The organism is Enterobacter sp. MGH119, assembly GCF_001037675.1.
Taxonomy (GTDB): Bacteria; Pseudomonadota; Gammaproteobacteria; order Enterobacterales; family Enterobacteriaceae; genus Enterobacter; species Enterobacter hormaechei_C.
Window position 1 is genome coordinate 220743 of record NZ_KQ089933.1, and the last position, 24552, is coordinate 245294.

General features: G+C 56.4%; 17 protein-coding genes. 6 read left to right on the forward strand and 11 right to left on the reverse strand.

The genetic code is table 11. The annotated features are described in order from the left end of the window. Positions 1–32: 32 nt before the first annotated feature. Positions 33–1619 (reverse strand): STY4199 family HEPN domain-containing protein, encoded by a 1587-nt coding sequence (locus tag SK53_RS19760; protein ID WP_048209911.1) that lies wholly within the window; start codon positions 1617–1619, stop codon positions 33–35. A 146-nt stretch (positions 1620–1765) separates the two neighbouring features. Between SK53_RS19760 and SK53_RS19765 the strand changes: the two genes are divergently transcribed. Beyond that, the gene (locus SK53_RS19765; protein WP_048209912.1) at positions 1766–2299 is read left to right on the forward strand and encodes a GNAT family N-acetyltransferase; all 534 of its coding nucleotides are present in this window, start codon (positions 1766–1768) and stop codon (positions 2297–2299) included. Positions 2300–2376: 77 nt separating this feature from the next. Further along, positions 2377–2715, forward strand: a complete 339-nt coding sequence (locus SK53_RS19770; protein WP_003861206.1) for a lysozyme — start codon at positions 2377–2379, stop codon at positions 2713–2715. Here the strand turns inward: SK53_RS19770 and SK53_RS19775 are convergent. Next, positions 2694–3296 carry a helix-turn-helix transcriptional regulator gene (locus SK53_RS19775; RefSeq protein WP_003861204.1) on the reverse strand — a complete coding sequence of 201 codons (603 nt, stop codon included), beginning with the start codon at positions 3294–3296 and terminating at the stop codon, positions 2694–2696. The two genes, SK53_RS19770 and SK53_RS19775, sit on opposite strands and share 22 nt — an antisense overlap. Before the next feature lie 174 nt (positions 3297–3470). Continuing rightward, a complete protein-coding gene (locus SK53_RS19780; RefSeq protein ID WP_045332577.1) occupies positions 3471–4229 on the reverse strand; it encodes an SDR family NAD(P)-dependent oxidoreductase in 759 nt (252 codons plus the stop codon). Between the two features lie 119 nt (positions 4230–4348). On the opposite strand from SK53_RS19780, the gene SK53_RS19785 reads away from it, so the two are divergent. The 3 genes from SK53_RS19785 to SK53_RS19795 all read left to right on the forward strand — a co-directional run bounded on the left by SK53_RS19785 (position 4349) and on the right by SK53_RS19795 (position 7907). Further along, the gene (locus tag SK53_RS19785; protein ID WP_048209913.1) at positions 4349–5248 is read left to right on the forward strand and encodes a LysR family transcriptional regulator; all 900 of its coding nucleotides are present in this window, start codon (positions 4349–4351) and stop codon (positions 5246–5248) included. A 50-nt stretch (positions 5249–5298) separates the two neighbouring features. Beyond that, positions 5299–6324, forward strand: a complete 1026-nt coding sequence (gene yhjD / locus SK53_RS19790) for an inner membrane protein YhjD (protein WP_003861199.1) — start codon at positions 5299–5301, stop codon at positions 6322–6324. Positions 6325–6584: 260 nt separating this feature from the next. Further along, positions 6585–7907 (forward strand): MFS transporter, encoded by a 1323-nt coding sequence (locus SK53_RS19795; protein ID WP_003861198.1) that lies wholly within the window; start codon positions 6585–6587, stop codon positions 7905–7907. A gap of 250 nt (positions 7908–8157) precedes the next feature. On the opposite strand, the gene SK53_RS19800 is transcribed toward SK53_RS19795, so the two are convergent. Both SK53_RS19800 and pdeH read right to left on the reverse strand, forming a co-directional pair. After that, positions 8158–10200 (reverse strand): AsmA family protein, encoded by a 2043-nt coding sequence (locus SK53_RS19800; protein WP_045344335.1) that lies wholly within the window; start codon positions 10198–10200, stop codon positions 8158–8160. Positions 10201–10265: 65 nt separating this feature from the next. Next, positions 10266–11039, reverse strand: a complete 774-nt coding sequence (gene pdeH / locus SK53_RS19805) for a cyclic-guanylate-specific phosphodiesterase (protein WP_023314999.1) — start codon at positions 11037–11039, stop codon at positions 10266–10268. 230 nt (positions 11040–11269) lie between these two features. On the opposite strand from pdeH, the gene SK53_RS19810 reads away from it, so the two are divergent. Continuing rightward, complete coding sequence (locus SK53_RS19810) at positions 11270–12199, forward strand: 2-dehydro-3-deoxygluconokinase (RefSeq protein ID WP_048209914.1); 930 nt, start codon at positions 11270–11272, stop codon at positions 12197–12199. 61 nt (positions 12200–12260) lie between these two features. On the opposite strand, the gene SK53_RS19815 is transcribed toward SK53_RS19810, so the two are convergent. The 6 genes from SK53_RS19815 to bcsB all read right to left on the reverse strand — a co-directional run bounded on the left by SK53_RS19815 (position 12261) and on the right by bcsB (position 24547). After that, positions 12261–13751, reverse strand: coding sequence for a M16 family metallopeptidase (locus SK53_RS19815; RefSeq protein WP_003861190.1), 1491 nt, complete (start codon positions 13749–13751; stop codon positions 12261–12263). A gap of 222 nt (positions 13752–13973) precedes the next feature. Continuing rightward, on the reverse strand, positions 13974–15260 hold the full coding sequence (gene dctA / locus SK53_RS19820) for a C4-dicarboxylate transporter DctC (protein ID WP_015571524.1): 1287 nt from the start codon (positions 15258–15260) through the stop codon (positions 13974–13976). A gap of 159 nt (positions 15261–15419) precedes the next feature. Beyond that, positions 15420–17426, reverse strand: a complete 2007-nt coding sequence (hmsP, locus tag SK53_RS19825) for a biofilm formation regulator HmsP (protein WP_032608094.1) — start codon at positions 17424–17426, stop codon at positions 15420–15422. Between the two features lie 120 nt (positions 17427–17546). After that, the gene (gene bcsC, locus SK53_RS19830; protein WP_048209915.1) at positions 17547–21029 is read right to left on the reverse strand and encodes a cellulose synthase complex outer membrane protein BcsC; all 3483 of its coding nucleotides are present in this window, start codon (positions 21027–21029) and stop codon (positions 17547–17549) included. Further along, a complete protein-coding gene (gene bcsZ / locus SK53_RS19835; RefSeq protein ID WP_003861183.1) occupies positions 21011–22117 on the reverse strand; it encodes a cellulose synthase complex periplasmic endoglucanase BcsZ in 1107 nt (368 codons plus the stop codon). Before bcsZ ends, bcsC begins: the two co-directional genes overlap by 19 nt. Before the next feature lie 6 nt (positions 22118–22123). After that, complete coding sequence (gene bcsB / locus SK53_RS19840; protein WP_071787994.1) at positions 22124–24547, reverse strand: cellulose biosynthesis cyclic di-GMP-binding regulatory protein BcsB; 2424 nt, start codon at positions 24545–24547, stop codon at positions 22124–22126. Positions 24548–24552: the final 5 nt, after the last annotated feature.

Here is a 24552-nt window from a genome sequence, read left to right on the forward strand (position 1 = left end):
CTAACCCTCTCCCCTGAGGGGAGAGGGAAAAGTTAACGAATCACCTCATAAATGGCAGTCTGGATGGACTGCCATTTTTTTGTGCTGGCATCGGGCTGCGTCTTCGCGCGGCGCGTTGCCATATCGGCGTCGTGCTGCTGGCGTTTCACCACCGCAGGGACGGTACAGAATGCTTTCAGGTACTGCTTACGCATAGGCGTCAGCGATTCCCCGTTCGCCATCGCATGGCTAAGCGTATTAATAAAGCGTCGGCAGGGCTTTTGCTCTGTCATTTGCAGGCGGTAGCGCAACATTACTTCCAGCACATCGTCGTAGCCTGCCGACAACGCCTCCTCCGTCCATGACATTTTCCAGTCCATCCCGCCCTGCAAAAACAGGAGCGCCACCCGGGTATCGTTGCGGCTAATCGCTGAACGGAAGTTGTTTTCATCCCAGGTGACACCCATCCGCGTCAGCGTTTCTCGCGAGGAAGGCGTTTCGCGCATCTCCTGCACCGGTGCGGGAGATGCCGTACTGGCCACAGCCGGCTGCGGTTTACTGTTGTTCACCAGCCAGAATCCCCCCACGACAATCGCGATAACCATCACGCCAACCGCTCCCCACAGCACGCCGGAAATCAGCTGTTCGCGCTGCTCTGGCGTACGCGTGGCACGCTGAGTCGGTTTTTCTATACTGTCGCGCACTTCAAAAAGATCGCCGCCTGTGGTGCGGTCCCTTTTTTGCGCCTTTTCCCAGAACGCGTGCAGCTCGCTTTCGTCCACCGCCATCAGCGCCGCCGGGTTAACGCGTGTCCGCCCTTCCTCAAACGCGCGCTGAACGGAGCGGGTGATCTGCGTGTAATAGCAGTCGAGCAGCTGGATTTGCGCTCCGCTTAACGGCTGCTGCACGGTGATGCTGTTGCGGATTTGTCGAATATCTTCGAGGAAGGTTTGCAGGGTTTTGCGGGGCTCTACCAGCAGCGTCAGCATGTCCGGGGCGTTAAACAGCGGCGCGTAGTAGCGGCTAAATTCTTTTTTATCCACCAGCAGTTGGGCCAGTTCGCTGAACAACATGCCGCTCAGAACATCATTAATCTCACCGTTTTTCAGCCAGCGACGCACGCGTTCAGCGTTAAACAAGGTCTTAAGATGATTATTCAGCCGCACCGGATCAGGCCACGCCTGCTGTATCAGCCCTCTAATCATCAGCTCAATGGCACGCACCTGTTTCTGCGCCTGAAGCTGGCTCTCCTTCTCTGGCATCCTCCCGGTTTCGTAGGTCAGGAGGGGCTGTTGCAGACGCAGATATTCAAGGGAGGTGACGAAGCGCATCGCCGCAATCAGCTGGTTTTCGCTGACATCCTGCCCGCTTTCATACTGGGGAACGCGCTGCTGAAGCAAGCGTAATTGCAGCGTAAAGGCTGTCATTTCCGCATCATTCAGGTTCAGCTTCCTGGCTACAGCGCCCCACCCGCCCAGCCCCAGGCGGGCGCTATCCAGTTGCTCCAGAAACCAGCGTGGATCTTTTCCTTCAGAAACATGTACATTCAACAGAAGTAAAATTTCAACAGACGCCTGACGGATCGCCGCCAGACAGTGTTCAAACTGTTCGCGGGTATGATGCGATGAGCTAATCATCATTGTTTTCCTTGAGAGACAATGAGTACCGCTAAAGCGGCATTAAAAGTCGTTTTTCTTTTTATTTATATGAGGTTAAACATACCTGACTTTCTGTTGAAATAAAGTGACAACCTTATAATCATTTGCAATGTCTCCGGAGTATCGTCATGCCCGCCTTAACCACCGCGCGTCTCACCTGCTCGCCGCTGCAAGAGCAAGACTGGCCCTTTTTTCTGTCGCTACAGCAAAATCCTGAGGTAATGCGTTTTGTCGCCCCTGCGCGTAGCGAGGCGGACATTCGGGAAGCCTTTGAGTCTCGTCTGTTGCCGTGGACGCCGGGCAGTTCGCACTGGCTCTGCCTTATAGTGCGTGAGACGGCCAGCCAGACGCCGCTGGGCGTAACCGGATATGTGCACCGGGAAGCAGATTGTGCAGAAGTCGGTTTTCTCTTTGCGCCTTCTGCGCAAGGGAAAGGTTACGGCTTTGAATCTCTGCGGGCTGTGTGTGATTTTGCGCTGACTCAGGGCAATATCCGTCGGCTCACCGCGACCGTGACGGCGGGAAATATCGCCTCCAGGCGACTGCTGGAAAAAACAGGTTTTCAGCTGGAAGGTGAGTTGCGCGAGAGTTATTTCCTTTCAGGGCAATGGCATAACGACTGGCTATTCGGTTTACTGAAAAAGGAATTCCCGTTCAGTTAAACCTGATCAACAGCCATTTGGCGGATATTTCCCCGGCGGCGTTTCCTCTATAGTCGCGTCATTAAGAGGAAACGCTTATGACGGGTTATGCAATGCAGATATCTTCTGCTGCAATCGCATTAATTAAAAAACAACAGGGTCTTTCCCTGGAGAAATACCGTGACGAAAAGGGAATATGGGTTATTGGTTATGGTCACGTAATTCGCCAGTGGGAAAAATTTAACGGTCTCATCACGCCGACTGAGGCGGAGAATTTGCTTTGTAATGATATTCAATTATGTGAGGCGCTGCTGCGGGAAATGAACAAACGCCCATTAACCCAACAGCAGCATGACGCACTGATATTAACCCTCTTCAGTTTTGGGGAAGAGTCCCCTCTGCCAGAGAAGATCCTTCAGGCCGTCGCCCGGGTGTAGTACATCGCGGCTTGCGTCCGGTTTTTGACATCAAGACGCCGGAAAAGCGTCTCAAGATGGGCTTTTACCGTTGCCGCACTGATATTGAGATTACGTCCAATCTCTTTATTGGACTCTCCGGCCGCCAGTAACTTCAATACCTCACGCTGGCGCTCGCTTAACACTGCCAGTTCATCCTGAGAGGTGTGCTGCTTCAGCCACTCGCCGGGAAAACAGACCATTCCTCGCGATACAGAATCCAGCACTGCGGAAAAGCGTTCGGGATTCGCATTGCGGGGAATTATCGCCACCACGTTGCGCTGAAACATTTGCTCAACCCAACGCCGCTCTTTTTTCGTTAACACCAACACCACGCGCGACGTTGGAAAGCGATCCATAATCTCTTCCAGTAAAGCCACACCATTATCACGAATTAAATACCCATCTATCATGACGATAGCGGAGGGTGACGCGGATAATTGCGCCCATAATTCATCAGTCTGACGAGTTCCTGTCATATCTATTTTCGGAATTAACTTCTGCAAACTGTACATCGCTCCATGAATAAATAATGACTGCCTGTCAAACATGATTACTCGCATCGTTTTACTCCTCTGAGAATAGCGAAGGGGGATTCTACAGAGGCATTTTTTAAGAAAAAACTCAATGAATGGAGAGGTTACAAATCACCCAGCTCTCTTTATATCTTCCAGCATTTAGACATACCTGTTTTAAGGATTTCCTTAAGAGGGTTCCTTCCCCCTTAAGACTGAACATTACAGAAACATACCGCCTGAAACTTCAATACGTTGCGCATTCATCCAGCCCAGTTTGTCACTGAGCAACGCCGCAATGGCGTCACCAATATCATCGGGCAGGCCCACGCGTCCCAGCGCTGTCTGCGAGGCCAGCAGCTGGTTAAGCTCCGCATTATCCCGCACTCGCCCGCCCCCAAAGTCGGTTTCAATCGCGCCGGGCGCGATGATATTGACGGAAATTCCGCGCGCGCCAAGCTCTTTTGCCTGATAGCGGGTCAGCACCTCCATCGCCCCTTTCATTGCCGCGTAGGTTCCTGAACCGGGCTGAGTAAAACGGGCCAGTCCGCTGGAGACGTTCAGGATCCGCCCTCCGTCTTTTATGAGCGGCAGCAGCTGTTGCGTGAGGAAAAACGGTCCTTTGAAGTGAATGTTCAGCGCATCATCAAACTGCGCCTCAGTCGTCTCGGTATAGGGTGCATATAACCCTGTACCTGCGTTGTTCACTAAATAGTCAAAGGTGTCACGTTGCCAGACGTGTTTAAGGGTATCTTTCACCTTTTGAGCAAAGCGCGAAAAGCTTGCCGTATCGCCGACGTTGAGCTGCAATGCTGCCGCTTTTACGCCTTTTCCCTCGATTTCGCGCACAACTTCCTGCGCCTCCTGCTGGCTGTTGTTCCAGGTGAGGATAATGCCTGTCCCTTCCGCGGCCAGCTTCAAAACGGCATTTTTACCCAGGCCGCGGCTACCGCCCGTCACTAAAGCAATACGTTCACTCATAATTCACCTCGTTTCGGCTGTGATGAAGATTGAGAAAGAGCTTATTAGATGGTAGAAAATCAATAAATAGTGCCGTGAGCGCTTCACTGTTTCATTCTTAACAACAATGACCAACATCTATGGATAAAATACACGCAATGCAGCTTTTCCTTCGGGTCGCGGAACTGGAGAGTTTTTCCCGCGCGGCGGAGACGTTAAGCCTGCCGAAGGGGAGCGTATCGCGACAGATCCAGGCACTGGAAAACGCGCTGGGCACGCAGCTGCTGCACCGCACTACCCGCCGCGTCAGCCTGACGCAGGACGGCATGGTTTATTACGAGCGCGCCAAAGATCTGCTGATGAATCTGGACGAACTGGACGGCATGTTCCTGCACGACCCTTCAACCATCAGTGGTCGGCTACGTGTGGATATGCCCGTTGCCATTGCGCGAAATGTCGTCATTCCGAAACTGCCTGCATTTTTACAACAGTTTCCCGGCATTGAACTGGAGCTGAGTAGCAGCGATCGTATGGTCGATGTCATCCGCGAAGGATTTGACTGCGTGGTTCGCGTGGGAAACTTAAAGGACTCCGGGCTTATCGCCCGCCCGCTTGGGAAACTCTCGGTGATTAACTGCGCCAGCCCGGATTATCTGACGCGATTCAGCTACCCTGAGACGCTGGACGATTTGGCTTCGCATGCCCTCATTCACTACTCCGCCACGCTGGGCACCCGTCCGCAGGGTTTTGAATATTACAACGGCAGCGCGACCCGGTGGGTAAAAACGGGGGGCGTATTGACGGTTAACAGCACAGAAACCTACCAGGCCGCCTGTATCGCCGGGCTTGGGATTATTCAGGTCCCGCGCGTCGGGGTGCGTGATGCCCTGCGCACGAAAAAACTCGTTGAGATCCTGCCGCAATATCGGGCTGAACCAATGCCCGTCTCCCTCATTTATCCCCACCGCCGTAACCTCTCCCGTCGGGTGCATGTGTTTATGGAGTGGCTTACCGAACTCACAAAAGGTTACGTGGACTAGTCGCAAGCTATAATTCAGTAACATCCAGCTCAACGAAAAGGAAAATGCGCGTGACGCCGGAAAATAACCCGCAACGACCGACTCAACATTTAGATTATGAACCCATCAAAAAGATGGATAACGAGCCTGAAGCGCCGAAAGAGCCTGGAACGGCCAGCAAAGCGCTGGGCACCGTGACCGGCATAGCCGAAAAAATTCAGCAGATACCCGCGATTGCTCACCTGATACGCGCCGCTGAGCGCTTTAACGACCGCATGGGAAATCAGTTTGGCGCGGCGATTACCTATTTCTCGTTCCTGTCGATGATCCCCATCCTGATGGTGTCATTTGCCGCCGCCGGTTTTGTGCTGGCGTCTCACCCGACGCTGTTGCAGGACATCTTCAATAAGATCCTGACCAACGTCAGCGACCAGACGCTCGCCACAACGCTCAAAAGCACCATCAACACCGCCGTGCAGCAGCGTACCACCGTGGGTATCGTCGGGTTGCTGATTGCGCTCTATTCCGGGGTGAACTGGATGGGCAACCTGCGTGAGGCTATTCGCGCCCAGTCGCGTGACGTCTGGGAGCGTAGGCCGCAGGATCAGGAGAAGATATGGGTGAAGTATCTGCGCGACTTTATTTCGCTGATTGGGCTGCTGGTGGCGCTGGTCATCACGCTCTCTATCACCTCGGTCGCCGGTTCCGCGCAGCAGATGATTATCTCCGCGCTGTACCTGGATTACATTGAATGGCTGAAACCGGCCTGGCGCGGTATAGGGCTTGCCATCTCCATCTTTGCTAACTACCTGCTTTTCTTCTGGATCTTCTGGCGTTTGCCCCGCCATCGGCCGCGCAAGAAGGCGCTGATCCGTGGGACGTTGATTGCCGCCATTGGCTTTGAAGTGATCAAAATTGTGATGACCTATACGCTTCCGTCGCTGGTGAAGTCGCCCTCCGGCGCGGCCTTTGGTTCGGTGCTGGGGCTGATGGCTTTCTTCTATTTCTTCGCTCGCCTGACGCTGTTCTGCGCCGCGTGGATCGCCACGGCTGAGTATAAAGATGACCCGCGCATGCCGGGTAAAACCCACCGCTGATGTCCTGTCGGGCTGATATTTCAGCCCGATCCGCCATTTCAGCATATAAATCCAGTCCGTAACTTTTATTTAACGCAAAACCAGTTTTAATGACTAATATTTAAAAAGTGTGAAGCATTTCATAGAAGTGTTTTCGCTGGTCTGAAAATTATCCGCTTTTTGTTGCTTTTATGACCACGCCACGCCTTTGTTACAGATTGAAATGTCGCTTTTGCTATGCCTAATATGGCCCTTCGTTCGTCCAAAAATAAGAAAATATTATGCAAGCAACAGCCACCACACTTAACGAAGGGGCGGAACACGTTCCGGTCAACTCGCGCAATAAAGTCGTCGTCGCATCGCTGATTGGCACCGCCATTGAGTTCTTCGACTTTTATATTTACGCCACCGCTGCGGTCATTGTCTTTCCGCATATTTTCTTCCCTCAGGGCGACCCGACGGCAGCCACGCTACAGTCTTTAGCCACCTTTGCTATCGCCTTCGTTGCGCGTCCGATTGGTTCAGCGGTCTTTGGGCATTTTGGCGATCGCGTTGGCCGTAAAGTGACGCTGGTTGCCTCGCTGCTGACGATGGGGATCTCCACCGTCGCCATCGGCCTGCTGCCGACCTATGAAACTATCGGCATTCTGGCGCCTGTGCTGCTGGCGCTGGCGCGCTTTGGTCAGGGTCTGGGGCTGGGCGGGGAATGGGGCGGCGCGGCACTGCTGGCGACCGAAAACGCTCCGGCGCGCAAGCGTGCCCTGTATGGCTCTTTCCCGCAGCTGGGCGCACCGATTGGGTTCTTCTTTGCTAACGGCACCTTCCTGCTCCTCTCCTGGCTGCTGACCGATGAACAGTTCATGAGCTGGGGCTGGCGTATTCCGTTCGTCTTCTCTGCTGTGCTGGTGCTGATTGGCCTGTACGTGCGCGTGTCGCTGCACGAGACACCGGTCTTTGCTAAAGTCGCCGCGGCGAAAAAGCAGGTTAAAGTTCCGCTGGGGACGCTGCTGACCAAACACCTCCGCGTGACCGTGCTGGGCACGTTCATCATGCTGGCGACCTACACGCTGTTCTACATCATGACCGTTTACTCCATGACCTTCAGTACTGCCGCCGCGCCGGTCGGCCTGGGCCTGCCACGTAACGAAGTGTTGTGGATGCTGATGATGGCGGTCATCGGATTTGGTGTGATGGTGCCTATCGCGGGCCTGCTGGCGGATAAATTTGGCCGTCGTTCAAGCATGATCGTCATCACCTCCCTGATTATTCTGTTCGCGCTGTTTGTCTTCCCGCCGCTGCTGGGTTCAGGTAGCCCTGCGCTGGTGATGGCGTATCTGCTGATTGGCCTGAGCCTGATGGGGCTGACCTTTGGCCCAATGGGCGCGCTCCTGCCGGAGCTGTTCCCGACTGAAGTGCGTTACACCGGCGCCTCGTTCTCCTATAACGTTTCGTCGATTCTGGGCGCCTCGGTAGCCCCGTATATCGCCACCTGGCTTCAGGCAAACTATGGCCTGTTCTATGTGGGTGTCTATCTGGCGGCAATGGCAGCGCTGACGCTGATTGCGTTGCTGCTGACGCATGAGACGAAGCATCAGGCGCTGTAAGTGAATGCCGGGGCGAGGCGCGGGGATGCGCCGAGAGGGCGGGTCGCCAGGGTGGTGGCGACTGAGCCACCCTGGCACGTTCACCGGTTATGTTGTGACAGAGTAGTAAGGAACATAACGTGAACGGAATGACCACCAGAGCCGTATGTTCCCCCTCACCCCACCCCTCTCCCTCAAGGGAGAGGGGGCCGTCGGTGCAGGCATTATTTTGTGGGGATCCCTCACCCCACAGGGAGAGGGAGAAACGGGACTACTTCTTCATCTGCGACAAAATCGTCCGACACTGATTCGCTTCGCCTTCTGACGGCGAAATCAACGCCAGCAGCGCCGCCGCAGGGGTGACCAGCGTAGCGAGCGCGGCGGCGACCGCACCACGCGCAATCAGCGGCCCAGCCTTCACGCCCGCCTGCGGATCTTTGAAGGTTCCGCGAACGTACAGCGGCGAGCGCAGGGTGATGATACGAATGCCTTTACTTTCCGGATCGATGGTTAAATCGAGCTGCTCGGACGCCATGCTGGCGGTACCGGTGACGTTGATAACCGCGTTTTCCGTGTCGAAGGCGAAGATCTGCGGACGCGCCACGCCGTTGACCAGATCCAGATTTGCCGCCGCGCAGTTAACGCGTACTTCGTCGTCACCGAAGATTTGCCCGATGATAAAGTTCCCGACGTTCAGCCCCAGGATCTCCATCAGGTTACGGCTCACCAGCCCGTCGTTCATCAGCAGTTTCAGGTTGCCGTTTCCGCTGCCCAGCAGCGCCGCTACGGAGTTACCCGTGCCGCGAATATCCGCGTCGCCGTTCATCTCACCGAGGGTTTTCTGCATCAGTTCCACGTCCGGCATCAGCTCTTTCAGCTTCAACCGACGCGCCTGGATCTCCGCCCTTCCCTGCATCGGCTTTTTATCCCCCTCCAGGTGGATATTCGATGAAATGGTTCCCCCGGCCATGCCAAACTTCAGCGGTTGCAGGCGCAGGTCGGCGTTTTTCAGGATGATATGGGTCGAGAGGTTGCTCAGCGGCAGCGTGCTGCCATGCTCGATTTTACGTCCTTTGAAGCGCACATCCGCATCCATCACGTCCCATTTGTCGGTTTCGAAGCGGTCATAGGGCAGCACTTTACCCGCAGGCTGAACGTCCTTTTTAACCTCTTTAGACTTCGTGCCTTTGCCCGAATCTACGCCAATCAGCGGACCAAGATCGGCCAGACGCAGCTGGCGGGATTCAACGTCCCCCTCCAGTTTCGGGCGCGGTTTACCGGTGGTGTAGGTCAGCGTGCCGTGGATATCGCTGTCGCCGATGCGGCCGTTGAATCCACGGTAGTCAAAGACGGACGATTTTTCGGTGTTGATTTTGGCAACCAGGTGCCCGTCCGTTTCAAACGGCGGAGTATCCGGCAGCAGTACGCCGGTGAGATCGTACAGTTCCCCCAGCGAATCACCGGCAAACTTAAGCTGGAGGTCGACGCCGCCCATGTTCATCGGGTCGTTAACCGTGCCCACGAACGCCACGCGGGTATTGCCGGAGCGAAAATCCGCCTGCACCGGGAACGGCGTGCCCTCGCTCCTGAGCGCCAGCATGCCGCCGATTTTGCCTTTACCGGTGAGCGGCTGGCCGTTGTAGCGCCCTTTCGCCGTCAGGCCAAAGACGTAATCGCCCGCTTTGCTGTCATCGCCTTTGGCTTTGCTGCCCGTTACTTCGCTAAACGGCAGCGGCTTGCCCAGCGGATCGACGAGGATCTCCACGTCAGCCTTACTCATTTTATCGTCAATGGCGATCCGCCCCCGATCGAACAGAATATTGTCGAGGCGGAAAGACCACGAAGAGGGCTGCGCATTCTGATCTTTATCGCCGCTGCTGGCGAGATCGAACGTCCAGTTGTTGTTTTTCTCTGACAGGCGAATCAGCCGCGCGTCGGGCTGCTGGAGTTTGATCCACGGCAGATACACCGTTTTGGTTAACAGGGCTAACGGCGCCAGCGTGGCTTCCACTCGCGGCAGGTGGATCATGGTTACTTCGGGGATGTCGGGCGGGTTACCGAGAATAATATCGTCGGCATGAACGTGCGGCCAGGGCACCCAGCTCCGCCAGCCAGTTTCCTCTTTCTGGCGCTCCCACACGACGCCCAAATCGCCACGTATTGCGAAGGGGCGGTTCAGCTCGGTTGAGACTTTCTGGTTGATGGTCGGTTTGAGGCGGTTCCAGTCAAACGTGGCGATAATGATGATTAAGACCACGATCAGCAACAAGAAAATCCCTGCTGTCCAGGAAATCACCCTGGTTGTTTTTGTCATTGTTGTCCCCTTTCCTGATGAACTTGCCTCTAAAACTATAGTTCAGACAAAGGGAAGCGGGCAGATCAGAGGCTGGTTATCACCTTTTCCAGGGTATCCATGGGGACAGGACGAGAGAGGAAATAACCCTGTGCCGCCGCTGCCGGGGAATTTTGCACGTCGCGCCACTCCTCCAGCGTTTCTACGCCTTCCACAATGACGCCCTGGCAATAGCGGTTCATCAGTTGCAGGAGCATCGTAAACAGGTTCCGTCCCTCCGGCGTCTGGCGCAGCATGATAAACAGATCGCGGGCCACTTTGATGTAGTCATAACGCACTTCGCTCAGGGCGGAGAAGTTGGCCATACCGGTACCGAAATCATCCAGCCACAGCGGGCCAAACTCACACATCGAGGCAAACGAGGAGTCCTGCGGCAGCTGAACATGTTCCACCAGCTCGAAGCGCATCCACGGCAAGGTAGCAATCAGCGCCTGCAACGTCGCATTCTGACGTAACGCCATCAGGGTGGGGCCATCCACGTTCACCGACGCCAGAATACCGTGCTGCTCGAAGAACGCCTGCTTCGTCGCCAGCATTCTCAGCTGCTCTTCCAGCACGTCGATACGCTGACGCACGGCAACCTCCGCAAAATAGCGGTCCGGTGCAATACGCTTTGAAGGATTCGATGGATGAGTGACGACCGTTAACACCTCAATCGCCATTAACCGACCGTCGGTACGGTAGATGGGCTGATAAGTGTACGCTCGCTCACATTGCAGCCAGTAGCGATGCTCCTGCAAGTTCTCAATACTTGCCTCAGGCGTAGTGCTCAGCCGCTGGATAACCTGCTCTGACTTCATTTCGGATGTCCTGTTGTATGGGATAGCCTTTCTGGACTCGTCACTGAGTTATCGGCCCGCCAGGTGAGAACTTTATGTTCAATTCACCGGGAAAATGAAATTAAGATGACAGAAATATGCCGGAATACGCGCTGGCTCAAAAAAAATAATGGAACGTCGTTTTAATATAGTTGACCATAAAAAACACACAGCGCACACTACCCTTAATTACTTTGTTCAGGTTCACGACTATGTCTAAAAAAATTGCCGTGATTGGCGAATGCATGATTGAGCTGTCCCAGAAAGGCGCGGAAGCCAGCCGCGGTTTTGGTGGCGATACATTGAACACCTCCGTTTACATTGCCCGTCAGGTCTCCCCCGACGCGCTGAGCGTGAGCTACGTTACCGCGCTGGGAACGGACAGCTTCAGCCAGCAGATGCTGGAAGCCTGGCAGGGTGAAAACGTTGGGACCTCGCTGATCCAGCGAATGGAAAACCGCCTGCCGGGTTTGTACTACATCGAAACCGACAGCACCGGCGAGCGCACCTTCTATTACTGGCGTAATGAAGCGGCCGCCAAATTCTGGCTGGAAAGCGAGGCCGCCGCTGCCATTTGCGAAGAACTGGCGACCTTCGATTATCTCTACCTGAGCGGGATCAGCCTGGCGATCCTGAGCCAGGAGAGCCGTGAAAAGCTGCTGTCACTGCTGCGCGAATGCCGTGCCAATGGCGGTAAGGTGATTTTCGATAACAACTACCGTCCACGTTTGTGGGCCAGCCGCGAAGAGACGCAGCAGGTCTACCAGCAGATGCTCGAATGCACCGATATCGCCTTCCTGACGCTGGATGATGAAGATGCTCTGTGGGGCGAAAAACCGGTTGATGAGGTCATCGCCCGGACGCAGGCTGCCGGGGTCAGCGAAGTGGTGATCAAGCGCGGGGCGGAGTCTTGCCTGGTGGCGGTTGCAGGTGAAGCCGTGACAGAGGTCCCGGCGGTGAAGCTGGCGAAAGAGAAAGTGATCGATACCACTGCGGCGGGAGATTCTTTCAGCGCGGGGTATCTGGCGGTACGTCTGACGGGAGGTACGCCGGAAGCGGCGGCGCAGCGCGGTCATTTAACGGCCAGCACGGTGATTCAGTATCGCGGAGCGATTATTCCGCGCGAGGCGATGCCTGCTTAAGGACTGGGCGGGCTGATGCCCTCACCCTAACCCTCTCCCACAGGGAGAGGGGACGCAGGGCTTACTGGCCCTGCGGAATATCGCTCGCATCCTGATGTAAATCATCGGCTGCCGTTTGCGCTGGCTGCGGCGCCGTCGCCATGATGGCGTTCCAGGTGGCCTTCAACTCTTTCATGTCATATTCCGGCTCACCTTTCGGCTGTAACAGAATCAACGCCATATCCTGCGACAACTGCTGGCGCAGATCCTGATTCAGCATCTCCACGGTCAGACCGTTCAGGAAGTCCTGACGCAGTTTCTGATACTGCTCCGGCGCGATATCCACCACCTGATTCTGCAAGGAGCGAATGCGCTGGCTGATTAAGATATCGGTATCGGCGCGGGCATAGGTGGCGAACAGTTTCTGCAATTCAAGGGATTTCTGCGCCACCAGCGCGTTAAACTCCTCTTCAGACAGGCCCTCTTTACGCACTTTAGCCAGCTCTTTCGCCACCACGCCGAGATTGGCATTGAGCTTATCGCCCGGCGATTCCACGTTAATGGCGCACTGGGCGCGCTGGAACAGCACACGGCAGTCAAAGCCCAGGCCAATATCTTTCACGTTGTTCTTGCTGAGCGTCTGCTGAACGTGCCAGAACAGCGCTTCACGCGCGAGATCCGCACGCCAGTAACGCAGCAGCGCAGAAGACTCGCGGATCGGCTGCCAGGCCGTATCCCACATCATTGAAAGACGATCCTGACGCACGGTATCCGTCATGATGCTGACCGTCTCAGGACGCAGCGGGGACAAGGTAGGAACAGGGGCAGGCGTTTCACGCTTCCCTTTCAGATCGCCAAAGGCTTTGTTGATCTGCTCTATCACCGCACGGCTGTCCACGTTGCCCACTACAATGAGGGTCATGGCATCCGGGGTGTACCACTGCTGGTAGAAAGATTTCACCTGCTCTGCATCCACCGGCTGTTTCAGCGGTTCTGCCGGGTCGTGGCCAAGCAGCGTGGACCCTTTCAGGCGGTAGCGCCACCAGCCTTCTTTGGTATCCGTCGGCCAGGTCGCCACCATGTCGCTGTTGCTCAACGCATAGTTTACGGTCTCAGGCGTAATCGCCAGTTTGCCGGTGGCATCGGATAGATAGGTAAGCGCTTCTTTAAGCAGATCGTTACGGTTGTTGGGCAGGCTCAGGTTAAACATGGTGTAGTCATAGGAGACCACAGCCGGGGGCAGCGGGCGTTTCGGATCGATGGCCTGTTGCCATAAAGAACGCACCTGAACCGCCTGCAAACTGCCGCTCTGGGTGAGCGCCAGTCGAGGAATAAAGTGGCTTAAGCCGGTCTGCTGGGTGCTTTCAGTGAGGGAGCCGGTATTCACAGAAAGACGGATTTCAATGCGATCGCTCGGACGTTGCGGAGTGGATAATACCTGCCACTGGAAACCGTTCGCCAGTGTTCCCTGTTGCCAGGCCGGGTCTGGCTGGAGCGCATCTGCCTGCACATAACTGGCTGCTGCCATCATCAGCAAACCGCCGGTTAAGAGTCGAATTTTTGTGCCCTGCATGTGAACCCCTGATCAACATTCCTGGTTAAAGAGAGTGTCTCGCGACGTGAGCACTCAAAGATGACGATGAAAACCTTCCGATTAGACAGCGTGTTCAGCTAAACGTCACGGGCGGAAGTGAAATATACCCAAAAAAAATCTTGTCGAATTATGACAGGTATGAACGGTTATTATGCGCAGGTGCCCGCATCCCCACAAGGGAATACGGGCATTTATGAGGGATTAAGAGGATAAACCGGGGGTTTTGTCCTCAGATGTGCGGTTATTCAGCGTATCGTTAAGCTTCTTGTGATCCAGCTCTTTCACCCACTTCGCCACCACAATCGTCGCCACGCCATTGCCGACCAGGTTGGTTAACGCACGGGCTTCAGACATAAAGCGGTCAATACCGAGGATCAGGGCCAGGCCCGCTACCGGCAGATGGCCCACCGCCGAAATGGTGGCCGCCAGCACGATAAATCCGCTGCCCGTTACGCCCGCCGCCCCTTTTGAAGAGAGCAGAAGCACCACCAGCAGCGTAATCTGATGGAAGATATCCATGTGGCTGTTAGTGGCCTGGGCAATAAAGACCGCCGCCATCGTCAGGTATATCGAGGTGCCATCCAGGTTAAAAGAGTAGCCCGTAGGAATAACCAGCCCCACCACTGACTTACGGCAGCCCAGCTTTTCCATTTTATCGAGCATACGCGGCAGCGCGGACTCCGAAGAGGATGTGCCGAGGACAATCAGCAGCTCTTCACGAATGTAACGAATAAATTTGAAGATGCTGAAGCCGGTCGCACGGGCGATGGAGCCGAGCACCACCACCACAAACAGAATACAGGTGATGTAGAAGCAGACGATCAGCTGGCCCAGCTGTACCAGCGTGCCGACGCCGTATTTCCCGATGGTGAAGGCCATCGCGCCAAAGGCGCCAATCGGGGCCAGACGCATAATCATGTTGATGATGCCGAAGATAACCTGCGAGAAGCTTTCAATGACGTTAAAAATCAGCTGGCCTTTGCTGCCAAGACGGTGCAGGGCAAAGCCAAACAGCACGGCAAACAGCAGTACCTGGAGGATGTTTCCGCTGGCGAACGCGCCAATCACGCTGCTCGGGATCACGTCCAGCAAGAAGGCAACAATCCCCTGATCTTTCGCCTGTTCAGCGTAAACCGCCACCGCTTTCGCATCCAGCGTGGCCGGGTCAACGTTCATGCCCGCGCCAGGCTGTACCACGTTGACAATAATCAGGCCGATAATCAGCGCGATGGTACTGACAATCTCGAAGTACAGCAGGGCAACCGCCCCCGTACGCCCGACCGCCTTCATGCTTTCCATGCCAGCGATACCGGTCACCACGGTACAGAAAATGACCGGCGCGATGATCATTTTGATGAGCTTAACGAACGCGTCGCCAAGCGGTTTCATCTGCGCGCCCAGCTCCGGGTAGTAGTGACCGAGCAGAATACCGATGGCGATGGCTGTCAGGACCTGGAAGTAAAGACTTTTGAAGAGTGAGGTTTTCATAGGGTGTCCCTGGAAAGAAAAACTACAGGCTTTGTAAGGTTATGGTTAACCTGCGGCTTTAAAATAACACCCACATAACAGGACAGAAATAAACGGGGTTCAAATTTGAAACACAAATGTTAAGAACTTTGAGCTGGCTCGCACAAGCCAGCAACAAAATTACACTTTTGCGTTATTGCCAGCGTCGGCGAGATAGCGTTGCTCAAAGATATCCGTCGGTACGGCGCGATCAAACAGGAAGCCCTGTCCGCTCTCTACGCCCGCCGCAGCCAGCCACTCACGCTGGGCGTCGGTTTCAATACCCTCGGCAATGACGTGCAGATTCAGGCTGTGCGCCATCTGAATAATGGCCTGCACCAGGCTGCAATCCTCCGGCAGCCCTTCCACAAAGGTTTTGTCGATTTTCAGGACGTCCACCGGCAACGTTTTCATGTGCTGGAGCTGACGCAGGCCGGAATACCCCATACCGAAATCGTCCAGCGCAATGCGGATCCCGGCATTACGCAGCGGTTTCAGGATGGCGACAGCGTCGTCAGGATTATCGATACAACGGCTCTCGGTGACTTCCAGGATCAGCGTGTGGGGCTGGATGCGGTAGCGATGGATCAACTCAAGCATCTCCGGCACCATGGTCGGGTGCATCAGCTGTAGCGCAGAGAGATTCACCGACAGCGGCAGCGTGATGCCCCGTTGTTGCCAGGCCGCAAGCTGGCGGCAAGACTCTTCCAGCACCCAGTAGCCGACGGTGACCATCAGGCCGCAGGACTCGATACGTTCGATCATCCCTTCAGGCAGCTCCCACGTGCCGTCCGGCTGTTGCATACGCAGCAACGCTTCGGCGCTGGTCACTTCACCCGTGCGCAAATTGACCTGCGGCTGTAACCAGAGCGCAAACTGGCGATTGTCCATCGCCGTCAGAATGTCGCTCTCTTCCGTCAGGCGCTGCTGGGCTTTTTCCATCTGCTCCGGATCAAAGAACTGGATCTGGTTTTTCCCTTTCCGCCGCGCGGTGAACGCGGCCGAGAAAGCCCGACGATAAAGCTGCTCGGCGGTCAGCCCCCCGGAGTACATCGCAATACCGATGCTGGCGCTCGGGCGAAGCTGGATACCCTGAATGGGCAGCCGCTCATTAATGACAGTAAGTACTTGCTGACCTAGCGTAATGGCGTGCCACGGCTCTTTAACACCGTGCGCGATCACCACCAGGTCATAGCCGCTGACCTGGGTGAGCACCATGCGCGGCGCCAGAACGGATTTCACCTTTTCCACCAGCGTCAGTAACAGCATTTCGCGCTGGCTCTCTTTCAGCACGCCCGCCGTGTCCTGCAAGGTTTCGCAGGCAATCACCATCAGCGCGGTGGTCTGCTGGCGGGCGACGGTCTGCTCCAGCAAGGCCATTAAAAACGCTTTGTTTGGCAGATCAGATACCGGAAAACGGGTGGCGTTGCTACTGAGCTCTTCCTGCTGACGCAGGACACGCTGCTGGTTGATATTGTAACTGCGGACCAGCATGCCAATTTCATCATCGTGATGCAGGCGCGGCAACGGAAGCTGATGCCCCATGTGCTCCTGTGGAGAGAGGTCGTTCAGCTCCCGGGCTATGCGGCGCAACGGATGCACAATTAACCGGTTGATACACCACGTCAGCGCCACGCTCAGCATTAATGTCAAAAGTAAGTAAGTGGTCACTAATGTAGCAACCCAACTCATGACGAATTTATACATGCGGTACGAGTCGGCCTGTAGCACCAGGTAGGCCAACGGTTGCGGGTTAGCCGGTCTTTCCAGGGAATAGAGAGGCAGGGAAATTTGCACCGGCAGTTCAAACAGGCGCATCACCATCATCGGGACGGAACGCTCCGGGATAAAGCTCATCCGCAGCGCCTGGAACTGGTTCGGCAGTACAACATCCGCGCGGCTCACGATACCAGCGGGCTGAATGCGCTTCAGGATGGATTCCGCCTCGGGGATATCCCCTTTCAGAATCGAGGCTGACAGGGGTTCCCGCACCGAGCGGGCAATACTTTCCAGTTGCGAAGCCGTGTTGTAGCGATTCTGCTGTACGGAGTGAAACAGCAAAATGACGCAGAAGATGAAGACAAACAGCATTGTGACGGCAGACACCATCGCCATCTGTTTGATCGTTAAGGAACGGCTGACACGCAAAATGACTCTCCACAAAACTCGAAGCGCAGGGCGCACCAGGGTGTAAACCTGGTGCGTCCGAGTATACCCGATAGCTGCACTTTTAAGAGAGACTTACAATTAGATTAAGTAAAAATCCGATCACCAGTCTGCATAAGGCACCAGCGGTTCCGGTGGTAAGTCCATATCACCCTGCCAGCCCGCGGCAGAATACCGAACGTAGAGCAGCGCATGGCTCGGGGTATAGTCTTTTGCTTCCTGAATATCGACGCCCAGACCGACAAACCAGTTGGACGTCACGCGGCGTTCAACAATCGCCCTTGCGGTATAACCCGTGCCTGACGAGCTACTTCCGGTTTCCATCACATCTTTATCGGTATAACGGCCTGGCTCATTGTCCGGGATCAGCCCCTGTAACGGATAACGCATCACATCTTTTGTTTTTGAATGAGACCAGGAGACGGAGCCGCCCAGCTCCCATGACCAGTTCTCTGTGCGTTTACGCCAGTTCACCGGTAAGGCGAACGACACATACTCCTGGGGACTGTAGTAACCGCCCTGGCCCAGCGAATAGCCACTTAAATCCTTATCGTAATGCCAGAGCATGTTGGACACGCCCACCGTCAGGCGTTCGTTGTTCTGATTGATGAGCTTGTAGTAATAGCCGGTCATCCAGCGGACGCGCCAGTTATCTTCGACATTCTTCCCGGTGAGGCTGTCGGCACTCAGGCTTGACCAGATACCGTTAGCTTCGCCTTTGTCGTAGCTCATGCTCACGCCGCCACCGGTGGCACGCACGCCGCCCCAGGTGGTGTCGGTATTGGGATCTTTTTGCCCGGCGAAGGCCAGCACCGAGCTGGAAATCGGACGGCGATGGGCGTTCAGGGTGTAGCCAATCGGCCCTAAATCGTTGCTGTAGCTCAGGCTGCCCACCACATCGACCACGTCGAAGCCCATCGGCGTTGTACCGATATCCCACGCCCAGGTTTTGTTCTGCCAGCCGACGGCCACGCTGGCGCCGTTGGCCGACTGGTTCGTGCTGCCGTGACATGGCGTTTCGGCACAGGTACCCCATGTCGGATCGTAAGTTCCGTTATCGGTGTCAAAGGAACCGGCGTTCATATTGACCAGATCGCTACGGAAGAACATACGTCCATCCGACAGCGGCGCATCAACCTGGAGCATGGTGGTGTGCGCTTTCAGGTCGGAATAGCCTCCCGTGCCGCTGGAGCCCCAGTAGTCGTGTTGCAGCGTGACGTTCAGATCCTGCTGACGATAAAGATCGCCTGCATCGCTGCGCACGCCGCGCTTCAGCCAGTCATCTTTCTCATCGTTACGCGTGAGTCGCGTAAAGCTGTCGTTATCGGTGGGACGGGTCGTTGTGATGCCCGATGAGACCATCGCATCTTTCCAGGTGTCCAGCGCCTGCTGAGGCTGACCATTTTGTGCCTGGAAACGGGCGGCATCGCGCATCACCAGCGCACTTTCCATCGAAGGCGGCTGCGATTTGGCCTGCGGAAGAATGGCGTTGAAGGTCTTTTCTGCCGCGGCAGGATCACCCAGTCCGGCCTGCGCCATGGCAAGCCGGCGCTGCATATTGATGGAGAGCGGTTCGCCGTTCTGTGCCGCGGGCAGTTTCGCCAGCGCCGCGCGCGCCGCGTCCTTGTTGCCCTGAGCAAGATAGACCTCGGTCAGGCCGAGGATCGCGTCTTCGTTCTGCGGTTCGCGTTGCAGAATGGTGTTGTAGGCGGTTTTCGCGGCCTCATGATCGCCCCGCTGTTCAGCCCAGTCCGCCAGCGTCAGGTCGATACGGGTGGACGGAGGCTGCTGGCGAAGCAACGTTTCCGCCTCCTGCTCTTTTCCACTGTCGCGCAGGCGGTTGGCGGTTTCCAGCACCTGGTTACTTTGCAGGCGGTCCGCCAGCGCCTGAATGTTGCCGTTCCACTTGTCGCGCGGCAGCGTGTTCAGATGCGCCAGCGCCGCCCGGTCCTGATCGTTACCGGACAGGTACAGCCCGCTGGCGTAAACCTGATCCGGATCGCCCGGTTTCTGACTTGCCAGCTGACGCATCAGGTTATCCGCCTGGCTGCGCTGACCCGCGCTATACAGATCGCGTGACAGTCGGTAGGTGATCCACACGTCGCCCGGGGAAAGCGCAAGGCGTCGGCGCTGAATTTCTGCGGCCTGCGCATATTTCCCCTCGCTTTCCAGCTGTTCAGCCTGGGCTGACAGCTGCTCGTTCGTCAGGCTACGTTCAATATCATCAATGCTGCGGCGCTGACTGGCAGAGAGCGACTGAATAAACTGCGTCGCCTTCTCCGGAGACTGCGCGCGATAAATATTGGCGAGACCGCGCACCGCGTTGCTGTTGCCGCTGTCCATCCGCAACGCCTGGCGGTAATAGCGTTCGGCCGCGTCGTTATCTTTGCGCGCCGCCGCCGCATCACCGAGCCCCAGAACCGCGTAGCTGTCAGTATTGTCGATATTGCGCGCCTGCTGGTAATAGCGTTCGGCCTGGGCCGTATTGTTGGCTTTCAGGGCGTTATCCCCCTGCTGGATCAGCAGCCAGTATCGGTTGACCTTCAGCAGGCTGTCCCATTTGCCCCGGTTATCGCTCTGCGGATCGAGGGCGATCGCCTTTTCAAACTGCGCAACCGCACGCGCGCGATCGCCTTTCTGAGAATAGGCCTGCCCCAGCGCGCCTACAGCTTCACTGTCAGCGTGGTTGGCGCTGACTGCTTTTTGCAACTCCGTTACCGCTTTACTGCCCTGCCCGGCATCCACTGCGGCTAACCCTTCGGCTTTGGCGCGGAACGCCGGATCGGCGAGCTGTTTTTGCTGTGCTTCAAGCTGGGTGCGCGCCGCCGTCACGTTATCGCCATCGCTGAATACGCTCAGGTATTGTTGCAGCGCGGTGACGCTGGCGCTGCTGACCGGCTGATCTTTGATCTGCTGGTACCACATGTCCGACGCCTGACTGCGGCCATTATTCGATTTGGCCATCTCCTGCAACACCGCGAACCCTTCATCGCGCCGTCCGCTCTGGAACAGAAGCTGTGCCAGCGAGGACTGTAGCGGGACGTTGCCCGGACTGCTGGCGTTTATTTTCTTAAGCTGATTAATGGCCAGGTTGCGGCGGGCTGGCTCTTTCGCCACCACGTTCCAGTACTCCGTCGCGATGTCGCCGCTGGGCGGCTTACCGTCAAACAGTTTGTCATACGCAGCAATGGCTTCCTGCGTGTGCCCGGTGGTGGCAAGCAGGCGAGCCTGCTGGAGGGCCTGGCGACCATCCGGCGTGGAGAGCAGCATGGTAGTACGGGAGGACTGGTAGGCACTGGAATCGGGTGCCATTCCTTTCAGGCGATCCAGCTCTTTTTGCGCGCCCGCCGTATCGCCCTGTCGTAACAGGTAGCGGAAGCGCGCGGCAATCACGTCCGGGTTGTTGGGGTCGATCAGCTCAAGGCGATAGAGCGACTGGCGCACTAAATCCTCACGCTGGGTGGATTCCCCCAGACGGACCTGTTCCAGCAGCTGTCTCTGCTGCGGGGAGTTGGCGGCCTGGGCCAGGGGCATTAGCGCCAGGCCAAGCGATAAGGTGAGTAGATTCAGTGTGAACGTGCGCATTCCTGGCCCCAATCCGGTAGTAATTCACCTTGCACGGTGAAACGAAAACGATGCTGATCCCACCCTTGTCCAAAGAGGGTCAGAACGTAGCTGTAATAAGCATTGTTATCGGGAAAACGATCGGCGACGTGCTGGCGTTGCACCGCCTGCGCGTCCCGGTTTTGTAAAAACGGAAGGAGAGAGGCAGAAAACCCTACCGGCCCATCTCCGGTGCGTTTCCCGGTTGCTACATCCACTTTCTCCGGCGGCAAGCCTTGTTTGATTGTGGTGGTCGCCATGGGCTTGAAACGCGCCAGTAGCCGGGCTTTCTGCGGATCGTTATCGTTCATCATCCCTACCCACAGATAGACGCGAATCGCATCGTAGCTGCCGATCAGGGATGCATCCTGCGACAGCTGCCAGCCGCCCTTTTTTTGGTATTTCACCCAGTTCGGGGAAAATCCTTTAGGCGCGGTCTCCAGCAGCAGACGCAGGTTAGTTTCACGGAGCGTCGTCCACGGCGCGCCAAAACGGGTGAAATAGCTCGCAAGCTGCGGCGGCAGGTAGCTGGGGTTAAAGCGCCAGACACTCTCTTCGGCAAAACCGACTTTACCCGGCAGCAGCATAGAACCCAGCCCCGGCACCTTCACCACTTCCTCACTGGCAATGCGCGTCAACAGCGCCTTACCCGTGCGCGTGTAATCGGGATTTTTCCACAGCCGCCCGGCTTCAAGCAGCGACCAGGCAATCCAGATATCGGCATCAGACGCGGAGTTAGGGTCGATAACCGCCCAGGTTTCGTCGTCCTTTTTTCCCCACAGCCAGGCCGGGAGATGTTGGGCTAAATCTCCCTCGGCAAGGTTATCGCGCGTCCATGCCAGCAGCAGATCGAACGCCTTGCGATCGTTTGCCGCGAGGGCAAAGAACAGCCCGTAGCTTTGCCCTTCGGAGGTGGTGATTTTGCGCGCGTCACTGGGATCAATGACCCGCCCACTTTCGCTCATATAATCCTGCTTGAACGTCTCCCAGGCAGGCCAGCGACAGGCAGCGTGAAGATTCGCCGCCGCCAGCATCAACGCTGCGACTACACACCCGCGAAAGATTTTCATCACCGCTTACTCATGGTCCGGGTTAAGACGACGACGGCTGATGATTCGCAGCAGACGCCACAGTACCCACGCCAGCAATACGACGCTGAGCGCAGCCAGCACGGCCAGCAGCACCGGGTGGTTAGACAGGGCGTACCACAGGCGTTCGAACCACGGCAGATGACCGACGTAGTAGACATCCCCCACGCGCAGGCTGTTTACCCCCGACTCACGGATCACCGAGACGGAACCGAACATTGCTGCCCGTTTACCGCTGTCGTTCATGGCCGTGTTGAGCAGCTCATAGCCGCGTGGGCTGTCCGCCAGCAGGGCGATAACGCTGCGCTGGTCGTTATACGGCGACTGGAAGCCGACAATCGCGGCCATCGGACCCGTTGAACTTACGGTCGTCCTGATATTGGCCTGACGATCGCCGCTGTCCGGCATGATGCTCGGGAACTCGGTCTGACGCAGCGGCGTGTTGACCCATGACTGAGCCGCCTGCACCAGCAGATCGACGCGCTTCTCGTCTTTCAGCTTGTCCGGAATGTTGCCGATGACCATGATATCGGCATCTTTGTTCTGGATCTGACTACCGTCATCCGTCACCGTCACGTTGATAGCCGGCAAGCCGGTTTGCGCCCCAACGGTACCCATGGTGTCCAGCAGCGTGGCAACCTGACCTTCGTTGGCCGCTTTTGGCATCACGACAATCGATTCAGAGAGATCAGCCATGCGGCTGAACGGGAAGCTGGCGTTAGCAAAGGCACGCAGATCCGGCATCGCGATAAAGTGGTAATACTTCGAGAAGTCGATCGTGGAATCATCGCCAATCACCACGTGGTTTTGCACCGGCTGGAAGGTAATACAGTTTTCCACCGATCCACCCGGCATGGGGTTCATATACTGGAAGTTAAACCGCAGCTGGTTCACCGCACCGAGCTTCAGCGCCGGGATCGACACATCGGTTTTGCCATCCAGCAGCCCCTGCAATACAGGCAGACGAAGCATCAACCGGTTTGTCTCCTGGCTGCTGGTCAGGCTGAACGATTGCAGGAACTGGTTGTTGAGGCTGATATCCATGCGCGAGCTGTCTTTGGTTGCCGGCGCGGTGTAACGGTAGTTCAGGTTGATATCAATGCCGTTGGTGCGCAGCAGATAGAGATCCGGCGGCAGGTTCAGCGACAGGCTGACAGGAGAAGGTTCAAGCCCGGTTGACTGCAATTGCTCTTCATAGGTTTTCAGCTCGCCAAAGGTGATTGCCCGGTCGGTACGTACCCAGTTCGGCGCATCATAAGGCTTACGCGCCAGCAGCGGTTTCACCTCATCCACCACAACGCTGTTACCGCGGAACAGGATATTTCCCTGCGCAATGCCCTTCGCCGCCTGCACCAGATCTTTGTCATCACGGCCGAAGATCACCAGCAGCTTCACGTACGGATTGTCCGGATGGCTGATCATCTCGATGGTGGGCGCTTTCACCTCCGGATGGTCACGCAGGAAAGCCGGACGTTTGGCGTTGGTGGCAAACACGATCGCGTTTTTGTCCGGCATTTTGTCGTACATGACCGGGAAACTTTGACCACGCCAGCCGGAGCGGGAACCAAACCAGGATGCCACGATAGAGGCCGCCAGCTGTTCGGTCACATCAGGAGAGCCGGCAAAGACCATCGGCAGGTTCAGCGGACGGTTATCACGCGGGTCGAAGAACGGCACCGGGAAGGCGGAGAGATCGTTTTTCAACGCCAGCGGCTGATAGGTCATCTGAAGCGAAGAGTTACGACCGACATCCAGCCACAAGGTGCTGCTGGCCGGGTTTTCACAGACATCGCGGTAGTGGCCGACAAACTCCAGACGCACGCGGTTAAAGTCGGTGATAAACAGCGGGTTAATCGGCACCTGAGCCAGGGTTTTCTTACCCAATTGCTCTTTGGTGACGGGCAGGACGTCCATTAGCTCGTCATTCAGATAGACCTTAAGCTGGGACTGCACCGGCAGCAGCGACGGCGATGGGGTGTATTCCAGGTTGAGCACCGCTTTCGACACGACTTCATCACTGCGCATACCGAATTCGATACCGCCATTTGGGTTGATGCCGCGCAGAACCATACTGCCCGGAGGAGGCGCGATCTGGGCAAACGTCAGCTTAACGTCACGCGACGGCGTATTTTCGGCAACCACCGGCGCACTGGCTCCCGGCACGCCAGGCATGACCTGCCCAACCACCGGGTTGTCGCCGGGCAGCGTATTCCCCGTCGTCGGCTGATTCGGGACAACGTTCTCCGTCTGCCCCGGCGCGGCCGTCACAACCGGATCGGTCGCTTGCGCGACGACAGGCACCGTTGGCGCGGGCGTGGTCGCTGCGTTATCAGGCGCCGCGTTAGCCACTGTTGCAGGGAGCGCACTCATCCCCATTGCCACTGCACATAACCAGGAAAGTTTTGTTTTCATCGCGT

What these genes read in the sequence shown, in the direction of transcription:
- SK53_RS19760 (WP_048209911.1), bottom strand. Translation starts at nt 1,619, where the DNA reads ATGATGATTAGCTCATCGCATCATACCCGCGAACAGTTTGAACACTGT.
- SK53_RS19765 (WP_048209912.1), top strand. Translation starts at nt 1,766, where the DNA reads ATGCCCGCCTTAACCACCGCGCGTCTCACCTGCTCGCCGCTGCAAGAG.
- SK53_RS19770 (WP_003861206.1), top strand. Translation starts at nt 2,377, where the DNA reads ATGACGGGTTATGCAATGCAGATATCTTCTGCTGCAATCGCATTAATT.
- SK53_RS19775 (WP_003861204.1), bottom strand. Translation starts at nt 3,296, where the DNA reads ATGCGAGTAATCATGTTTGACAGGCAGTCATTATTTATTCATGGAGCG.
- SK53_RS19780 (WP_045332577.1), bottom strand. Translation starts at nt 4,229, where the DNA reads ATGAGTGAACGTATTGCTTTAGTGACGGGCGGTAGCCGCGGCCTGGGT.
- SK53_RS19785 (WP_048209913.1), top strand. Translation starts at nt 4,349, where the DNA reads ATGGATAAAATACACGCAATGCAGCTTTTCCTTCGGGTCGCGGAACTG.
- SK53_RS19795 (WP_003861198.1), top strand. Translation starts at nt 6,585, where the DNA reads ATGCAAGCAACAGCCACCACACTTAACGAAGGGGCGGAACACGTTCCG.
- SK53_RS19800 (WP_045344335.1), bottom strand. Translation starts at nt 10,200, where the DNA reads ATGACAAAAACAACCAGGGTGATTTCCTGGACAGCAGGGATTTTCTTG.
- pdeH (WP_023314999.1), bottom strand. Translation starts at nt 11,039, where the DNA reads ATGAAGTCAGAGCAGGTTATCCAGCGGCTGAGCACTACGCCTGAGGCA.
- SK53_RS19810 (WP_048209914.1), top strand. Translation starts at nt 11,270, where the DNA reads ATGTCTAAAAAAATTGCCGTGATTGGCGAATGCATGATTGAGCTGTCC.
- SK53_RS19815 (WP_003861190.1), bottom strand. Translation starts at nt 13,751, where the DNA reads ATGCAGGGCACAAAAATTCGACTCTTAACCGGCGGTTTGCTGATGATG.
- dctA (WP_015571524.1), bottom strand. Translation starts at nt 15,260, where the DNA reads ATGAAAACCTCACTCTTCAAAAGTCTTTACTTCCAGGTCCTGACAGCC.
- bcsC (WP_048209915.1), bottom strand. Translation starts at nt 21,029, where the DNA reads ATGCGCACGTTCACACTGAATCTACTCACCTTATCGCTTGGCCTGGCG.
- bcsZ (WP_003861183.1), bottom strand. Translation starts at nt 22,117, where the DNA reads ATGAAAATCTTTCGCGGGTGTGTAGTCGCAGCGTTGATGCTGGCGGCG.
- bcsB (WP_071787994.1), bottom strand. Translation starts at nt 24,547, where the DNA reads ATGAAAACAAAACTTTCCTGGTTATGTGCAGTGGCAATGGGGATGAGT.